Below are 17,005 nucleotides of genomic sequence, written 5' to 3' on the forward strand. Positions count from 1 at the left end.
GGATCCTTCCATGCAGCTCATTATGAGTATTATCGGAATGGCGGTACTTATCGGGATAGCTATTCTATTTTCCAGCAATCGCCGAGCTATTAAACTACGCACAGTGGGTGGTGCATTTTTAATACAACTAGCCATTGGCGCGTTTGTTCTTTATGTTCCTGCGGGGCGTAGTGTGCTCCAAGGGATGTCTGATGCAGTTTCTAAAGTTATTGGATATGGCCAAGATGGGATGAATTTCATCTTCGGTGGCCTTGTTTCCGATAAAATGTTTGAACTGTTTGGCGGCGGTGGTTTTATTTTCGCTTTCCGTGTTCTGCCTATTATCGTTTTCTTCTCTTCATTAATTGCGGTGCTTTATTATTTAGGCATTATGCAGTTAGTGATTAAAATTCTTGGTGGTGGCCTGCAAAAAGTATTGGGAACCTCAAGAACCGAATCCTTATCTGCGACAGCGAATATTTTCGTAGGGCAAACAGAGGCCCCTTTGGTTGTTCGCCCTTATATTGCAACAATGACCACATCAGAGCTGTTTGCCATCATGTGTGGTGGTTTAGCCTCTGTTGCGGGATCAGTTTTGGCGGGCTATGCGCAAATGGGCGTGCCAATGGAATACCTGATTGCCGCCTCCTTTATGGCCGCTCCAGGTGGTTTATTATTCGCTAAACTGATGGTTCCAGAAACGGAAGATGTGAACGATCGGGTTGATGCAACCGATTTAGTTGCTGAAGATGAGCGCCCTGCCAACATCATTGATGCAGCAGCCTCTGGTGCATCATCAGGGATGCAACTAGCGCTGAATGTGGGTGCAATGTTATTGGCATTTATCGCATTGATTGCATTGATCAATGGTATCTTAGGTGGTATTGGTGGTTGGTTTGACTATCCACAATTATCACTTGAATTATTATTAGGTTGGTTGTTTGCACCGATTGCCTTCTTAATTGGTGTGCCGTGGAGTGAAGCGACAGTCGCGGGTTCTTTTATCGGCCAAAAAATTGTTGTGAATGAGTTTGTTGCATTCATGAATTTTGGTGAATACATGAAAGCGGATGCTGAAGTACTGGCGGCAGGCAAACAAGTGCTTTCTGACCATACTAAAGCGATTATTTCGTTCGCATTATGTGGGTTTGCTAACTTATCATCCGTCGCGATTTTACTCGGTGGTTTAGGGGGAATGGCCCCAAGTCGTCGTAGTGAGGTTGCTCGTTTAGGTATGAAAGCGGTTATGGCGGGTACACTGTCTAACTTAATGAGTGCAACCATTGCCGGCTTTTTCTTGACGTTAGGCGCAGCCGCAGTCATTTAGTTTATGTGTCTGATGGCTAAATTGATACCATCTCAAATAAGTCAATCGGAAGGGCAATAGTCCTTCCGTTTTCATTTTAATTCGTTATATTCTTTTATGATTTTTTATATTAATCGTAAATTTTCAACTATTCTTAACTTAGTCGATTAATGATGAAGAATATATTGAATTGAAAAGCCATTTGAGAGAAGAATTGATGGTAATTGATGTTATAATTTGAATTGGATCACATTTTTAATTTTAATAATGTAACATTCAGTCGATTAATGTGATTTGTAGCACATAAAAAGGCATCATTCCATGGTCAAATAGGTATTAGTAAGCTGCTATGGAACTGCTAGTTCTCAGAGTCTAGGACTCTAGGGCATGATGCGGTGAGAAGGATCTCAGCTGCTCAGTTCGGAAAGCATCCGACTAGCATCTTTAAGGAACCAAGCCCGCTCGCCAACAAAGAACGTGTCGTTCTGAAGAAATAACAACGTTGGAGAGTTATATGACTGATTTAAAAGCGGCCGCACAACGCGCGCTGTCCCTCATGGATTTAACCACTTTAAATGATGACGATACCGATGCGAAAGTCATTGCATTATGTCATCAGGCGAAAAGCCCAGCAGGCAATACGGCTGCAATCTGTATTTATCCTCGTTTTATTCCAATTGCACGTAAAACATTACGTGAACAAGGCACTCCAGATGTGCGTATTGCAACGGTCACAAATTTCCCACACGGTAACGATGATATTGATATCGCATTAGCTGAAACTAAAGCGGCGATTGCTTACGGTGCCGATGAAGTTGACGTCGTTTTCCCTTATCGCGCACTGATTGCGGGTAATGAGCAAATTGGTTTTGACTTAGTGAAAGCCTGTAAAGACGCTTGTGCAGCTGCTAATGTGTTGTTGAAAGTGATCATTGAAACAGGTGAGTTAAAAGATGCAGCGTTAATCCGTAAAGCGTCTGAAATTTCGATTAAAGCGGGTGCTGATTTTATTAAAACTTCTACGGGTAAAGTGCCTGTTAATGCAACTTTAGAAAGTGCAGAAATCATGATGCAAGTCATCCGTGATATGGGCGTTGAAAAAACAGTCGGTTTTAAACCGGCTGGTGGCGTCCGTACCGCAGAAGAAGCCGCAGAATACTTAGCATTAGCGGGACGAATTTTAGGTGACAATTGGGCTGATAGCCGCCACTTCCGTTTTGGGGCTTCTAGCTTATTAGCCAATTTATTAAATACGCTGGGTTTTGACGTTAAAAAATCAAGCAGCAGCTATTAATTTTCGCAATATTGTTAGCCGATAAATTCGACTTTAAAGGAGCATATTGTGTTTCTGGCACAAGAAATTATCCGTAAAAAACGCGATGGTAAGCCATTAAGTGAAGAAGAAATTCGTTTCTTTATCAATGGAGTTCGTGATAACTCAGTTTCAGAAGGTCAAATTGCTGCATTGGCAATGACTATCTATTTTAATGATATGACCATGCCTGAGCGTGTTGCATTGACATTAGCAATGCGTGATTCAGGAACGGTTCTGAACTGGAAATCACTCAACCTCAACGGCCCATTAGTTGATAAACATTCAACGGGCGGCGTGGGTGATGTGACTTCACTGATGCTTGGTCCAATGGTTGCAGCGTGTGGCGGTTATGTACCGATGATCTCAGGCCGTGGTCTAGGCCACACCGGTGGGACATTAGATAAGCTTGAAGCGATCCCTAATTTCGATATCTTCCCAGATGATGCCCGTTTTCGTGACATTATCAAAGATGTCGGGGTGGCAATTATTGGGCAAACTAATTCATTGGCACCTGCTGATAAACGTTTTTATGCAACTCGTGATATTACTGCGACAGTGGACTCAATTCCGCTAATTACGGCTTCAATTTTAGGTAAAAAACTGGCTGAAGGCCTTGATGCTCTAGTGATGGACGTTAAAGTCGGCTCTGGTGCATTTATGCCAACGTATGAGAAGTCAGAACAGCTAGCAGAGTCTATTGTTAAAGTGGCCAATGGGGCAGGCTGTAAAACGACCGCATTATTGACTGACATGAACGAAGTGTTGGCATCCAGCGCAGGTAACGCAGTTGAAGTTCGTGAAGCCGTTCAATTCTTAACGGGTGAATACCGTAATCCACGTCTTTATGAAGTTACCATGGCATTATGCGTAGAAATGTTAGTGTCTGCTTCATTAGCTGCAAACCGTGAAGAAGCACGCCAAAAATTACAGGCAGTGTTGGATAATGGTAAAGCGGCAGAAGTGTTTGGTCGCATGGTTGCCGCTCAAAAAGGGCCTGTTGATTTTGTTGAAAACTACAACAAATATCTGCCAACAGCGGTGCTGAGCAAAGCTGTTTATGCGCCACAAGACGGTATTATCACGCAAATGGATACACGTGCGCTGGGAATGTCTGTCGTCACTTTAGGTGGTGGTCGCCGTAAAGCAACAGATCCAATTGATTATAGCGTTGGTTTGAGTGATATCGCTGCATTAGGTGCCAAAGTGGATACTCAGACGCCACTGGCCATTATCCATGCAAACAGCGAAAAAGCGTGGGAAGAAGCGGCGAAAGAAGTGCGTGAAGCGATGGTGATTGGCGACAAGGCACCTGAAGCGACACCTATGGTTTATCGCCAAATCAGCGAATAATACAAATAGATTTTAGTGGTATATCGTATTTAAAAATACCGCAGGAGAAAAATATGAAACGCACATTTATTATGGTTTTGGATTCCTTTGGGATCGGAGCTGCACACGATGCACATAAATTCGGTGATGAGGGCTCAAATACGTTGGGTCACATCGCAGATGCTTGCGCACGCGGCGAAGCGGATATTGGCCGTAAAGGGCCTCTGCATTTACCGAATTTAACAAAATTAGGTTTAGGTAAAGCAGGAGAGGAATCAAGCGGTTCATTCCCTGCGGGTCTTGATCCTAATGCAGAAATTATTGGCGCATATGGTTATGCGAGCGAAATTTCTTCGGGCAAAGATACGCCATCAGGCCATTGGGAAATTGCGGGTGTGCCTGTGCTATTCGATTGGGGTTATTTCTCTGATGAAGAAAATAGCTTCCCACAAGAACTGTTGGACACTTTAGTTGAGAAAGCTAACTTACCGGGCTATTTAGGTAACTGCCATTCATCAGGTACAGTTATCCTTGACCAACTGGGTGAAGAGCACATGAAAACAGGGAAACCGATTTTCTATACCTCAGCAGACTCCGTATTCCAAATTGCGTGTCACGAAGAAACTTACGGCTTAGATAAACTGTATGAGTTGTGTGAAATTGCGCGTGAAGAGTTAACTAAAGGCGGCTATAACATTGGTCGTGTTATCGCACGCCCATTCGTCGGTGATAAAGCGGGTAACTTCACACGTACAGGTAACCGCCATGACTTAGCGGTAGAGCCACCAGCACCAACGGTATTGAAAAAATTAGTTGATGAAAAACAAGGTGAAGTCGTTTCTATCGGTAAAATTGCGGATATTTATGCTCACGTTGGTATCACTAAGAAAATCAAAGCGACTGGTATTGATGCCCTATTCGACGCTACAGTTGAAGAAATGAAACTGGCGGGTGATAACACTATCGTTTTCACTAACTTTGTCGATTTTGACTCTGCATACGGCCACCGCCGTGATGTAGCGGGCTATGCCGCGGCGTTAGAATTATTCGACCGCCGTTTACCTGAGCTGATGAAATTAGTTAAAGAAGACGACATTCTAATTTTAACGGCTGACCACGGTTGTGACCCAACTTGGCCAGGTACTGACCATACCCGTGAGCACATCCCAGTATTGATCTATGGTCCAAAAGTGAAACCCGGTTCATTAGGTCATCGTGAAACCTTCGCAGACATTGGGCAAACAGTCGCTAAGTATTTTGATTTGTCGCCGATGGATTATGGTAAACCAATGCTCTAACACCCATTACCCGTCATACTTTGAGCTGTAGCGGTGTTGGCTGCACAAAATCACCCTAATCACATACTTATGTATGCTCATAGGGATGATTTTCTTTGCCGCCTAGCTACAACTCAAATTATTTAGGGTAATGGCGGGGAATTAAAAGTAATGGGCAAGGCTTTGCCGTCATACTTTTTTAATAATAAGGTGGGAAACCACCTTATTAACTTAAAAATATTTAATCGTTTAAAGGGAAATAATCATGGCAACTCCACATATTAATGCAGAAATGGGTGATTTCGCTGATGTCGTTCTGATGCCAGGCGACCCATTACGTGCAAAATACATCGCTGAAACTTTCCTTCAGGATGTTCGCCAAGTGAATAATGTGCGTGGCATGTTAGGTTTTACAGGGACTTATAAAGGTCGTAAGATTTCTGTTATGGGTCACGGTATGGGTATCCCTTCATGCTCAATTTACGCGAAAGAGCTGATCACTGACTTCGGTGTGAAAGTGATTATTCGTGTTGGTTCATGTGGCGCAGTGATGGATGACGTAAAATTGCGTGATGTTGTGATTGGTATGGGCGCTTGTACTGATTCACGTGTTAACCGTCAACGTTTTAAAGAAAATGATTTTGCAGCGATTGCAGACTATGACTTAGTCCATAATGCGGTTGAAGCAGCAAAAGCAAGAAACGTGAATGTTCGTGTGGGTAACCTGTTCTCAGCAGACCTATTCTACTCACCAGATCCTGATATGTTCAAAGTGATGGAAAAATACGGCATTCTGGGTGTTGAAATGGAAGCAGCGGGTATTTATGGTGTTGCGGCTGAGTTTGGTGCGCGTGCATTAACGATTTGTACCGTTTCTGACCATATCAAAACTGGCGAACAAACGACGTCAGAAGAGCGTCAAACGACGTTCAATGAGATGATTGAAATTGCATTGGATTCCGTACTGTTAGGCGACAAATAGTCGTTAGATGTTTTCATGATGCGCTAAAATGCCACCTATTGTGTGGCATTTTTTATGAGAAAATTATAATAATAGTGAGTCCTAAATAGGGACTTGATGATTGACTTAGTCCTAAAATGGGACTAGGCTGAGCTCATGAAAATCATATCCATAAAAACGCTGAAAGACTTTTGGTCAAAATATCCAGAGTCAGAACAACCGTTGAAGGCATGGTTGGATGAAGCTATTAAAGCAACATGGAAAACCCCTTCAGATATCAAAGGAATGTACCGCAGTGCTAGTATTTTAAAAAATAAGCGAGTGGTATTTAATATAAAAGGGAATTGTTATCGATTGATTGTCGCTATTGCGTATCAGCGTGGGTGGATATTCGTTAAATTCATTGGAACTCATGAACAGTATGATCGAGTTGATGCAGAAACGGTGGATTTGGAGCCATGATCATGAAAATTAAACCCATTAGAACAGAACAAGACTATGAAGCGGCTTTATTGGCAGTTTCACCGATGTTTGATAATGAGCCTGCATTAAATACCCCTGAAGGGGATTATTTTGAGGTGATGTGCTTATTGATCGAAGAATACGAAAAAAGGCACTACTCTATTGAAGCGCCAAACCCAATCGAGGCGATTAAATTTCGTATGGAACAACAAGGTCTTACAGTAAAAGACTTAGAGCCCGCAATAGGTAAAGTGAATCGGGTTTATGAAATATTAAATGGTAAACGTAATTTAACGTTACCTATGATACGACGTTTACATTGCCAGTTTGGTATTCCATTACGTAGTTTAGTCGGTGTTGAATGTCCTTAAAATATTAATAAAGTGATATGCCACCTATTGTGTGGCATTTTTTATCGCTATTTTTTGATCCTACTCATCACCACCGCATCAACGTATTCCCCATCACGAAATGCATAATCTCTCATACGGCCTTCTAGTTCAAAGCCAAACTTTTCATATAGGCCAACGCCACTGCCATTTGCTGCAAACACTTCTAGCTCGATACGGCGTACATTCAACCAGTTATCGCAGTAATCCACCATCACTTGCATCAGTTTGGAACCAATACCTTTACCTTGATGAGCTTCACTGACGGTAATACCGAAGGTAGCCACATGGCGGCGGCGTATTTGGCTTGGTTGGTTAATTACAAGTAAGCCCACAACGTCCTTATTGATGGTAGCAACAAATTGAGTGACGAGTGGATCATTTTCCCCAAGGCGAGCTTCCCATGTTTTTTCTGTTGGGTAAGGCAATTGTAAGGTGTTGGCATACGCAGAATAGTCAGCGTGCATTTGGGTGATTGCAGGCACATCGTCCAGCGTTGCTCTGCGGATAGTTACATTGTTCATTACTTTACTCATCATTGTCGTTTCTAGAATATATTAATCACATTAAAAATATATTATGTCAATGAGAAATAAGAGTTATCACATAAAAAACGATGGAATAAATTGAGTATTTTTCAATCGCTATTTGATATAAAAAATAAATAGAAGCTTATACTATTATGAGTAATTTAGTTTAAATTAATTTAGGGGTATGTCTGAATGCGTATTCTAGAATTTAACTTTCAATGTTTATAATTAGCATTTTTTATTGGTTAAATATTAATAAAAATACAAATTATTTAATTGGTAATTATTATATCACAGATGAGATTCATAACTTATTGAGATAAAATGGTTTTATTAACAATTGTAAACTAAGGGGAAGTCATGAGTCTTGAAAAATACGGTTCTGGAAAAATTGATTATTCCCGAAGTGGAATTGATTTAACTAATAAAATAATTGGTTATTGTTCTAGTCATCAATTGATAGGAAGTGCTGATGTGTTGTTGGGGAATTACTTTCATAATAATATCTCAAAAATCATTGTGCAGGTTGATGCTAAAAAATATTATAAATTAATAGGTAATATAAATAAATCGCTTCATAGTGAGAGTATTAAGTCTCAAGGTTTTTGCGATGACATCCGAAGTATTATTATTGAACAGGCAAAAAAATTAAGGCCGAATGATAATAAGGATTACTCGAGTTTAATTAAAAAATCAAAAGATATTAATACCAAAAAACATTCATTATGCGAAGCTATTTCACTCAAAGTGAAAAATAAATCTATTGATGAGAAATCAATTAAAAAGATTGATGAAATAGTGAGGAATGTAAAAAAAGTAATGTTGAATGAAGAATTTAAATCAACATTGCTTGAAGCTCAAGTTTTAGCATTAAGCTGTAGAAGTAAAACCGTTTATGAAATGATAAACAAAGTTTTAGCTCCGCATATCGAAACTAAAGAACAATATCAACATCCTGTGGGTTCAAATACTCAGTTAGTTCAGCAGAATGCTGAAACTTCTCGAGCTGATAAAGACAAGCTCCTAGAGAGTAAAGGAAATATACCAGTAACACCAGAAGAAACAATGATACATAACGAGGTAAGTGACGAAACCAAAAAAGGAGGTACTTTGGAACAAGGGCTTACTTCCTATGTGTACGATAGTGATTTATCTAATCAGGAACTAAAAGAAATTGTGCGAATAGAAAGTAATTCTATAAATAATGAATCTATAGAAAAGATGGAACAAAGAAAAGGGCGGGTTGATAAACTGAATATTGCGGTAGTTAGGGATAAAATAAATAGTATTACCAAGGGGGCAATAAGAAAAAATAAATTAAGTCAGCTTGAACCAAGTGAAGAAGAACCTAAATTTCAAAAAATCCTTTCTAGCCATACGATAGAGGAAGCGATTAAAATTAAAGTGGCTTTTAATGGGATCTCGAAAAAGTCATTAAACTTGATTGAGTCTAAAATTAAGGCGAGATTTAATGAGTTAAAATCAAGTAAAAAACCTGAACTTTTTGAAATGGAAATGCTTAAGACACAGAAAATACTAAAAAAATACGATAATAAATTGGTTTGTGAAAAAATTAATAATATTATTGATAAATATTTGGATAAACATGAGTTATATATTAGAAAGAATAACAGTCCGAATAGCCGAATTTGCTATGCCATAAACTCCGTGTTTGAGTTACAGGATATTACACAACGTAAATTAGATGAATTTAAAATGGCAATTATAGATTGCTTGAAAAAAGAACCAATTGAAGATATTTTGAATTCTTCATCCGATTTAATGCGAAAAGTATCACGTTATACTCATAAAAACATTGCGGATAAGGTTAATGATTTCATAAACGTTTATTCAATGGATAGAGTGAACGAATTGAAGGGAAATGAAAAATTCAGTGTTGCAAGTAAGATAGAGTTATTGGAACCTGAAAAAAATAGAGATATGGAAGAGTTAATGAAGGATATGAGTTTAAAAAAAATAATTTCACATGTATTCAGTCGAATGATTAATAATATACGAAAGCTATTTTCCAAAAATTAATGGTTAATTTTATTTATGTTAGAATAGACAAATTAGCCCGTTGTGTTTACGGGCTAATTTTTTCTTATATCAAGGCGTCATCATAAACACTTTTGAGTTTTGCCCTAAATACTGACGAGCCAAGCGGTTAATATCTTCAACCGTTAACTGGCGAATAATATCTTGTTCTTGGTTTAAACGCTGATATTGCCCATCATCGCTGGCAATCTGTGCTAGAGCCTCAGTCCAATAGCTTGAACTATCAGTGACTTGCGCATTTTCTGTTAGCCAAATATTTTTTGCTTCGGTTAACTCTTTTTCACTCACACCCGTTTGACGAATTTGCCCAATCGTTTTTTGGGCGATTTGCGTCATTTCTTCAGCACGCTCAGGTGAGGTGGTGAAATTCAAGCGAGCGAGGTAATAAGGTTGAGGTTTCTTGGCTAACATTTGAGAGAAACCTAATGCGTAAATGCCGCTGGCTTTTTCACGTAGTTCACCGCGCAAACGCTGACTCACAATGGTATCAATAAGTTGAATCGCTAAGCTGTCTTGCTGGTTCCACACCGCAGGTGAAGCGAATTGAATGCTCACCATACTTTTATCACTGCTACTGATGGGATAAGTTTTATTAAAGCTGGCCATTTTTGGCATGATCCCTTGGTCGCGGGATACTAGTTTTTGGTTACTGTGCGGTAGGGATGCAACCCATTGCTCTAACAGGGGTTTTAGCTCACGGCTATTCATCGCTCCGGTGATCACTAATGTCATGTCTGCTGTTGATGTAAGCAACTGGCGGTTGGCTTGCTGCAACTGCTGAGCAGTAAATTGTTGCCAGCTACCTTGTGGATTAATCACTAGAAATTCACCGTGGGTATAGCTTTCCTGATTAATATTATCGAGAAAAGTGCGTTCTACGGGGGTTTTGGATAAGTTTAAAGCAAAAGATTGTTTTTGTTGCTCTAACTTTGCGCCACTAAACTGAGGCGCTGTTAGCTTCAAGTTGAGTAGCTGTAGCGCTGTTTCGAGGTTATCGACAGGGGCTTTTCCACGAAAACCATGTGTGAGCAATTCACTGTATGGGCGAACGCTAATTTGGTTTTGTTTTGCTAGCAAAGCTAGATCGCGTGCGCTGTAGTTTCCATAACCGCTACTTTCCGGGAGTTTTAACGCCCAGTCGGTTAAACCTGCTGTTTGCGGCGTTTCTAACGAGCGGCCGCCTGGCAATTGCAAATTAAATTGAATATCATCTTTCAGGTTTTTATCTGTTTTAACAATCACCTGAATGCCATTGCTTAATGTCCAATGTTCCGTTTTTTCAACGGGCAGCTTAGATCGCTCAACAATATTGCCTTTAGGAACTTGAGGTAGCTGTAATTGAATCGCTTTGGAGCGCAGTGTAAATGGCCCCGGTGTACTTTGGCGTATTTTTAGCCATTGTTGATTAAATGCCGATTTATCAATTGCCGCGGCATCGGTATCAGGTCCAATTAATGCTAAGCGTGGGGACGCGGTTTGTAGGAACTTAGCGAAATGTTGTTGTAAGTCTTGCGGTTTTACGGATTTCATCAGCTGGTAGCTGTTATCTAACTGTTGGCGTTTATTCCACATTGGCATGTCATATTCAAGCGCCGTCGTCAGTTGCCCTGCTAAATATTCATTACTATAGCGTTGCTCTGAAGCGGCTTGCAGGCTGAATTTTTTCAACATGGCTTGTTTTGCCGTATCAAGTTCTTCTTGGGTAACTGGCTCAGTGGCAAGGCGCTGTAGCTCTGTGAATAAAATCTCGGTGGCACCTTGGTAGTCATTGCCTTTCGGGTGGATGATCATCAACTGCTGCAAGCGTTGGTTATCTAACATTGCCCCTTGTTCGTTGATGCTAATCGACGGTAAAACGCCGTTATCTACCATGACGGAAAAACGTTGGTTCAAAATGGCTAGCCAGAGGTTATCCAGTAAATCGTCGGACTGCCCTAAGCGCGTATTTAGTGGCGCACTAACATCTTTTTGTAAGGCAAATTGCACATAACGCGCCCCTTGCTCTTTATCAAACACACCTTGCACTAACATATTGGTTGAATGGGTAAATTGTTTCCATTGCGGGTTATCTTCTGCCACTTTTTCGGGCTTAGGGAGTGCAAATAAATTATCAACCTGATTGCGTACTGATGAACTATTGAAGTCACCAATAATCAATAGTGACATCCGCTGAGGTTGGTACCAGGTTTGATAATAATCTTTGGCCTGCTCAATCGGGGCATTACGTACCACATCTAATGAACCAATGGGGTTGCGATCGACATAACGGCTACCGTGGTAGCGTAGCTTTTCTAAACTATCATTGATGCGATAGCCCATTCCTTGGCGTAAGCGCCACTCTTCGACAATGACAGGGCGTTCTTTTTCAAAGGCTTCTTGGTCAAATGTCATATTTGAAGCCCAATCAGCCATCACTTGTAAGCCAGTGGCGACTTGTGCTGCTGTCGCTTCAGGGAGTGATAACTTATACAGCGTGGAATTTAAACTCGTAATGGCATTCACATGGCTACCGAGTTTTAGCCCTTGGTGTTCAAGCTGTTTAAACCCAGTCGTTCCCGGAAAATGTTTGGTGCCTTTAAACGCCATATGTTCCGTAAAGTGTGCGAGACCAAGCTGTTGTTCATTTTCTTGTAATGAACCGCTACTGACCAGTAAACGCAGTTCAACCCCGGGTTGATTACGTTGTAGAAGGTAAACTTGCAGTCCATTTTCGAGTTGATAGTGTTGCAGGTCACCGCGTACGGGCAACAGTGAGGTTGAATTTTGGCTCACAGATGTGCTGCCTGCGCAGCCACCGAGCAGAATACCAATCAGTGTGGCGAAGGTAATTTTACGAAGCATATTCAGGCGTTCCTGTATTTAAGGATTTTTCACTCGCAGGCTCTACGAGCAATATGTGTTGTTCCGCAAATTGAGTCACGAAGCTCTGATGACTCACCAAAACAATGGCGCTGTCATGTAATTCAGCTTTCAATAGCGCGAGCAACTCGAGTGCGCTAGTTTCATCGAGGGCTGAGGTCGTTTCGTCTAATAAAAGCAGTTTTGGTCGGTTGAGCAATAAACGCGCAAACATAATGCGCTGCTGTTCCCCGCCAGATAAACGGTTATTCCAATCGGTTTCGAGTGTTAATTGATGATGCAGTTTTTCTAAACCGACTAACGTCAAGGCATATTGAAAATCTTGCTGACTGAATTTTGAGGTCGCTTTAGGGTAAGCCAAAAGGCTATCTAAACGGCTAATGGGCAGGTATAGGCGCTGTGGGATCCACATGACGTTTTCTGTTCGGCGGATAGTCCCGTTGAAAAATGGCCAATGCCCACTTAGCGTGCGTAATAAAGTCGATTTACCAATGCCTGAACGGCCACTAATTAAGGTTAATTCGCCTTGTTTGGTAGTTATATTCACTGAGTGTATCAAGCAACGGTTGTCTGCTGTAGAAACAGATAATTTAGCCGCGAGAGGTGGTGATTTTTCATCGATAGTCACCACGGCTTTGTTATCGTTTTCCAATAAAACCACAAAGTTGTATAAACGGGAGACCGTGGCTTGCCATGCGGCGATTTCTTTATAGGCAAAAATAAACCAACCGAGTGAAGTGGCAACACTGGTAAAGGCTTGGCGCAATTGCATTAAGCCACCTAACATAATTTCACCAGCAAGGAATTTAGGCAGTGCCAGTAATACAGGCGCTAAAGCGGTGACTTGTTGGTAACCCACTGTGTAGAAAGATAAGTTCCGTTCACAGCGGATCAAACGGTTCCAATTGGCGATGATTTCTCCAAATCGTCCCATTAACTCTTTTCTGTCTTGGGTTTCGCCACGTTGCCCCGCAATGGCATCACCGTGTTGGCGACAATTAATTAGCGAGCTACGGTAATCTGCTTCACGACGCTGTTTGTCCATATGCAAGCGACGTAGCGGAAAACCTATCCATTGGGTAAGCGCAATACCAATGAGGGTGTAGATGATACAAGCCCAGAACATATAACCGGGGATGGTCCAGTCGCTATCGGCAAAATTAAACGACAGGCTACCGGAAAGTGTCCAAAGGATGGTCGCAAATGAAATCAGAGTTAACATTGAGTGGAGGAATGTCACCACTAAATTTAATGTCGATTCAATCAGTAAACGAATATCTTCGGCAATACGTTGGTCTGGGTTATCTGGCTCTTGTGATGTCAGCCTTAATAGGTAATGTTTGCTATTTGGCGATAACCAACGGCTAAGTATTTGCTCCGTCATGCCTTTACGCCAGCGGATAATCAGCATTTGTTTTAGGTAATTACCCATAACAACGACAAAAATTAGCCCGCTGACTAAAATCACAAAGTATTGCAATAAGCCATACAGCGCTTGGCCGTCGAGTTTTTGTAGGGCGTTATAAAAATCCCCATTCCACATGTTCATTTTGACGTTGAACCAGACGGATGACAACGTGAGCCCGAGTGAGGCAAACAGCAGTATCCAGCACAAAAGGGCAGCACGCTGCCCCCAAAAAGGTTTTACTAAATAGAAAAATTGTTTCAGTGTCTTCATGACGTTTTATTCATTTGTTGTTTTATTTTAATAGCTTATATTTTTTAAATTGCTCACATTGCTGGTGGATTACAGGTCGTAATTGACTTGTAACCAGAACTGACGGCCCGGGTCGTAAGAGTTAATAACTCGGTTATCGAACATAAATCGGTCAGTAATGTTTTTATTATTCAATACGTTATTTACTTCTACAGAGAAACCGAAACCGTAGGCGAAATCAGGCTTCCAGCCTAGGCGAGTATCCCACGTATATTTACTAGCAAATTTTTGTTTGCTGTATTTACGAATTTGTCCCACTTCAGGATCGGTATAATAGTCATTGTCATAACGAACGGCTTGGTCACGAGCACCCCACCATTGCAGACGGTTATACCAAGTGACATCGTAATCATCCCAAACACTGGTTAGTTCTAAATTAAGTTTAATGGGGGAGTTGAAACTAGTAGATGGTAGCTTGGATGCATCGATCACTTTGCCGTCATACCAAACTTTGTTGAGGTTAACTTTATTGGCTGGGTCGAATGAGTTATAGCCCGAATCTTTTGGCGTATTACTTTCACTTTGCTGCCAAGTAAAGGAGGCATTCATCACGTGAGAGGCTTGTGCCCATTCCCACGGTTGACTATTTTTTACGGATAATGTCACTGTATCGTGAGAACTACGACCACCATTATCATACATACGAATGCTACGTTTATTGGCATCCGTTGAATTGTATTTAGTACGAGTTCTGACTTCATCATAACCTTCACGGTGTACATATTGTAGACGCCATGTGGTTGACATTACTTCTTGTTGTAAGGCAAGCGTTAACTCATCGTTATAGGGGGTTTTAAGTGAATCAACACCCTCATAATCACGTTCATCAGTCCATTCATTGGTGTTAGGATCAATTCCACAGAACATATAACAGTTTTGCATTCCTGCATTTTGAGCACCATACAACGCATAGGTAAGCATTGAGCGGCCGTAGTAGCGGTTAGCCCCTGCAATTAGTAAGGTTTCATTATTACCAAAAACATCATAAGTCCCAGTGATACGAGGGGCGATATTGGTACGATTAACGAAATCATCACGGTCAAGGCGAATCCCTGGGCGTAGGTTTAATTTGCCATACTGTAAATTGTCATCTAAAAAAATTGCATAGCTGGTGTAATCAGCCGAGTGTGTACCAGATTGGAAGCGAGTGATATGATCGGCGGAACCAATCCATTGAATATTGTCTGCTGTGCCGATGAAACGATAGCGATAGTAATCTTTATCGCGCTTATAAGTCCCCTTGGTATAAGAAACCTCAGAACCTAATGTGGGTTGGTGTGTAATACCGAAACCATCTTCCATTGGGTTGAAACGCATTATGGCTTTAGCAGTATGAATATTTTGTTTTGTTGTTAAGTCACCTTGCCCGCCACTACGCAGTGATTGAGGATTTTTCCAATCGCTGTAGTCTAGAAGTTCAACATAATCTTGTTGGTCGTTTTTTCTATCATCTTCTAATGTTTGGGTGCTGGCAGTTAGCTCTAATTTACCGATGTCATAATCATGTTTGAATACACCCGTAAATCCAAGTCCATCATGGGTACTGTCATAGCCTGAATTTAAGACAGAGCTAGCAAATAAATAACTGTTATATTTAGCATAATTAATAGATAGATCTAATGAGCTATGCGGCGATAAATCCGCTGAATATTTTAGGAAAAAATTATCCGAATCTCTTTTTTGTTTACGAGTTCCTTCAGGCGAATAAATCTCTTCCAATTCCCCTGAACTATTCAATGTAACGCCTGTTCCTCCGGTCGCTGTCATCGGGATAGTCGAGCTACGACGTGAGGCCGAGAATACGAGCCCTGAATTTTCACTCACCCCTAATTCAAACCAGCCACCAAAGTCATTTTTATCGTAGCGGTTTTGAAAGCGAGCAGGGTTGGCGGTATCATTTTTTGTGGTATCAATACCTTGTGTGGAGTCATGGAACAAGTTGTTCCAACCGGAGCGAGTTAAGCGGTAATAGGCATGGGCGCTATTTTCCCCTTGCCAGCGACGGCTATTGACTTCAACGGTTCCCCCTGTAAACCCACCAAATTCGACAGGAATGTTATTGTCATACACTGTCATGCTGTCGATCAGACGGCTATCGATGTAGATCCCTTGGTCGCTACTGCTCAGACGGGTCGCTGTTTCACCGAGACCACTGTCTGCGGGGTCAAAATCATTATTAAAACTAACACCATCAAGGCGATAAGCATTTTGATAGCTGCTTGAGCCGTGGATTGAGATGCGGGAAGGCTTGATTTCTCCTTGGTTCATCGAGTTGCTGTCATTGTTAGCAAATTGGACAGCAGGGTTAGTTTTCATCAAGTCGGTGATATTGCCATCACCGGTATTTTTCTGGCTAATCTCTTCAGACGTCACATATTGCGGTGCTGACATAACATCTGTTGCGGGGTGATTCTGAACAACGCCAGAGACTTGAGTTTCCGGTAATACCAATGTGCCTTGGCTTAAATTTTGCTGACGAATAACGAAAACACCATTTTCATTGATTAACTCTAATCCGCTACCGATGAGTATTTTTTGTAATGCGGTTTGTGCGGAGTAGTTGCCAGACAATGCAGGTGCGCGTAAGCCACTTAATTGGCCTTTATCATAGAGCAATTGGATTTGCCCTTGGCGGCTAATTTCAGCGACAGAGGTAGCAAGTGATTGTTCTGGTAATGAAAAATTCATTTCTTGCGCGAAGGCAACTTGACAAGTAATAGCACTACTGACCGCCACAGCAAGGGCGAGCGGCCTTAATCGGCGTTGAGTAAACTGAATAGACATGGATATCCCTTATTCTTAAGCTGCACAAAAAGTGTGCAA

The 17,005-nt window shown here is 41.3% G+C and carries 12 protein-coding genes; 8 read left to right on the forward strand and 4 right to left on the reverse strand.

Annotated features, from left to right (window positions below; translation table 11 throughout):
* The first annotated feature begins 22 nt into the window (after positions 1–22).
* The 7 genes from PSF42_RS03245 (at position 23) to PSF42_RS03275 (ending at position 7,000) form a co-directional block, all read left to right on the forward strand.
* Positions 23–1,306 (forward strand): NupC/NupG family nucleoside CNT transporter, encoded by a 1,284-nt coding sequence (locus PSF42_RS03245; RefSeq protein ID WP_185746900.1) that lies wholly within the window; start codon positions 23–25, stop codon positions 1,304–1,306.
* Between the two features lie 493 nt (positions 1,307–1,799).
* A complete protein-coding gene (gene deoC, locus PSF42_RS03250) occupies positions 1,800–2,579 on the forward strand; it encodes a deoxyribose-phosphate aldolase (RefSeq protein WP_094962728.1) in 780 nt (259 codons plus the stop codon).
* Between the two features lie 48 nt (positions 2,580–2,627).
* Entirely contained in the window at positions 2,628–3,950 is a 1,323-nt protein-coding gene (gene deoA / locus PSF42_RS03255; protein WP_125891879.1) for a thymidine phosphorylase, read from the forward strand.
* A gap of 53 nt (positions 3,951–4,003) precedes the next feature.
* Positions 4,004–5,227 carry a phosphopentomutase gene (deoB, locus tag PSF42_RS03260; RefSeq protein WP_004905728.1) on the forward strand — a complete coding sequence of 408 codons (1,224 nt, stop codon included), beginning with the start codon at positions 4,004–4,006 and terminating at the stop codon, positions 5,225–5,227.
* Between the two features lie 244 nt (positions 5,228–5,471).
* On the forward strand, positions 5,472–6,188 hold the full coding sequence (gene deoD / locus PSF42_RS03265) for a purine-nucleoside phosphorylase (RefSeq protein WP_004914779.1): 717 nt from the start codon (positions 5,472–5,474) through the stop codon (positions 6,186–6,188).
* A 135-nt stretch (positions 6,189–6,323) separates the two neighbouring features.
* Positions 6,324–6,629 carry a type II toxin-antitoxin system HigB family toxin gene (locus PSF42_RS03270; RefSeq protein WP_125891880.1) on the forward strand — a complete coding sequence of 102 codons (306 nt, stop codon included), beginning with the start codon at positions 6,324–6,326 and terminating at the stop codon, positions 6,627–6,629.
* A gap of 2 nt (positions 6,630–6,631) precedes the next feature.
* The gene (locus tag PSF42_RS03275; RefSeq protein WP_125891881.1) at positions 6,632–7,000 is read left to right on the forward strand and encodes a helix-turn-helix domain-containing protein; all 369 of its coding nucleotides are present in this window, start codon (positions 6,632–6,634) and stop codon (positions 6,998–7,000) included.
* 47 nt (positions 7,001–7,047) lie between these two features.
* On the opposite strand, the gene PSF42_RS03280 is transcribed toward PSF42_RS03275, so the two are convergent.
* Positions 7,048–7,542 carry a GNAT family N-acetyltransferase gene (locus PSF42_RS03280; protein ID WP_185746901.1) on the reverse strand — a complete coding sequence of 165 codons (495 nt, stop codon included), beginning with the start codon at positions 7,540–7,542 and terminating at the stop codon, positions 7,048–7,050.
* A gap of 366 nt (positions 7,543–7,908) precedes the next feature.
* Here PSF42_RS03280 and PSF42_RS03285 point away from each other — a divergent pair, with 366 nt between their 5' ends.
* Complete coding sequence (locus PSF42_RS03285; RefSeq protein WP_125891882.1) at positions 7,909–9,588, forward strand: hypothetical protein; 1,680 nt, start codon at positions 7,909–7,911, stop codon at positions 9,586–9,588.
* 69 nt (positions 9,589–9,657) lie between these two features.
* Here the strand turns inward: PSF42_RS03285 and PSF42_RS03290 are convergent, their stop codons facing one another.
* The 3 genes from PSF42_RS03290 to PSF42_RS03300 form a co-directional block, all read right to left on the reverse strand.
* On the reverse strand, positions 9,658–12,447 hold the full coding sequence (locus PSF42_RS03290) for a M16 family metallopeptidase (protein WP_272679441.1): 2,790 nt from the start codon (positions 12,445–12,447) through the stop codon (positions 9,658–9,660).
* Complete coding sequence (locus PSF42_RS03295) at positions 12,437–14,143, reverse strand: ABC transporter ATP-binding protein/permease (protein WP_272679442.1); 1,707 nt, start codon at positions 14,141–14,143, stop codon at positions 12,437–12,439. Before PSF42_RS03295 ends, PSF42_RS03290 begins: the two co-directional genes overlap by 11 nt.
* A gap of 69 nt (positions 14,144–14,212) precedes the next feature.
* Complete coding sequence (locus PSF42_RS03300; RefSeq protein ID WP_272679443.1) at positions 14,213–16,966, reverse strand: secretin and TonB N-terminal domain-containing protein; 2,754 nt, start codon at positions 16,964–16,966, stop codon at positions 14,213–14,215.
* Positions 16,967–17,005: the final 39 nt, after the last annotated feature.

This window comes from Providencia sp. PROV032, from assembly GCF_028484875.1.
Classification (GTDB): Bacteria; Pseudomonadota; Gammaproteobacteria; order Enterobacterales; family Enterobacteriaceae; genus Providencia; species Providencia rettgeri_E.

Bases quoted from the DNA above. Each gene is read 5' to 3' on its own strand.
- PSF42_RS03245 (WP_185746900.1), top strand. From the start codon at position 23: ATGAGTATTATCGGAATGGCGGTACTTATCGGGATAGCTATTCTATTT.
- deoC (WP_094962728.1), top strand. From the start codon at position 1,800: ATGACTGATTTAAAAGCGGCCGCACAACGCGCGCTGTCCCTCATGGAT.
- deoB (WP_004905728.1), top strand. From the start codon at position 4,004: ATGAAACGCACATTTATTATGGTTTTGGATTCCTTTGGGATCGGAGCT.
- deoD (WP_004914779.1), top strand. From the start codon at position 5,472: ATGGCAACTCCACATATTAATGCAGAAATGGGTGATTTCGCTGATGTC.
- PSF42_RS03270 (WP_125891880.1), top strand. From the start codon at position 6,324: ATGAAAATCATATCCATAAAAACGCTGAAAGACTTTTGGTCAAAATAT.
- PSF42_RS03275 (WP_125891881.1), top strand. From the start codon at position 6,632: ATGAAAATTAAACCCATTAGAACAGAACAAGACTATGAAGCGGCTTTA.
- PSF42_RS03280 (WP_185746901.1), bottom strand. From the start codon at position 7,542: ATGAACAATGTAACTATCCGCAGAGCAACGCTGGACGATGTGCCTGCA.
- PSF42_RS03285 (WP_125891882.1), top strand. From the start codon at position 7,909: ATGAGTCTTGAAAAATACGGTTCTGGAAAAATTGATTATTCCCGAAGT.
- PSF42_RS03290 (WP_272679441.1), bottom strand. From the start codon at position 12,447: ATGCTTCGTAAAATTACCTTCGCCACACTGATTGGTATTCTGCTCGGT.
- PSF42_RS03295 (WP_272679442.1), bottom strand. From the start codon at position 14,143: ATGAAGACACTGAAACAATTTTTCTATTTAGTAAAACCTTTTTGGGGG.
- PSF42_RS03300 (WP_272679443.1), bottom strand. From the start codon at position 16,966: ATGTCTATTCAGTTTACTCAACGCCGATTAAGGCCGCTCGCCCTTGCT.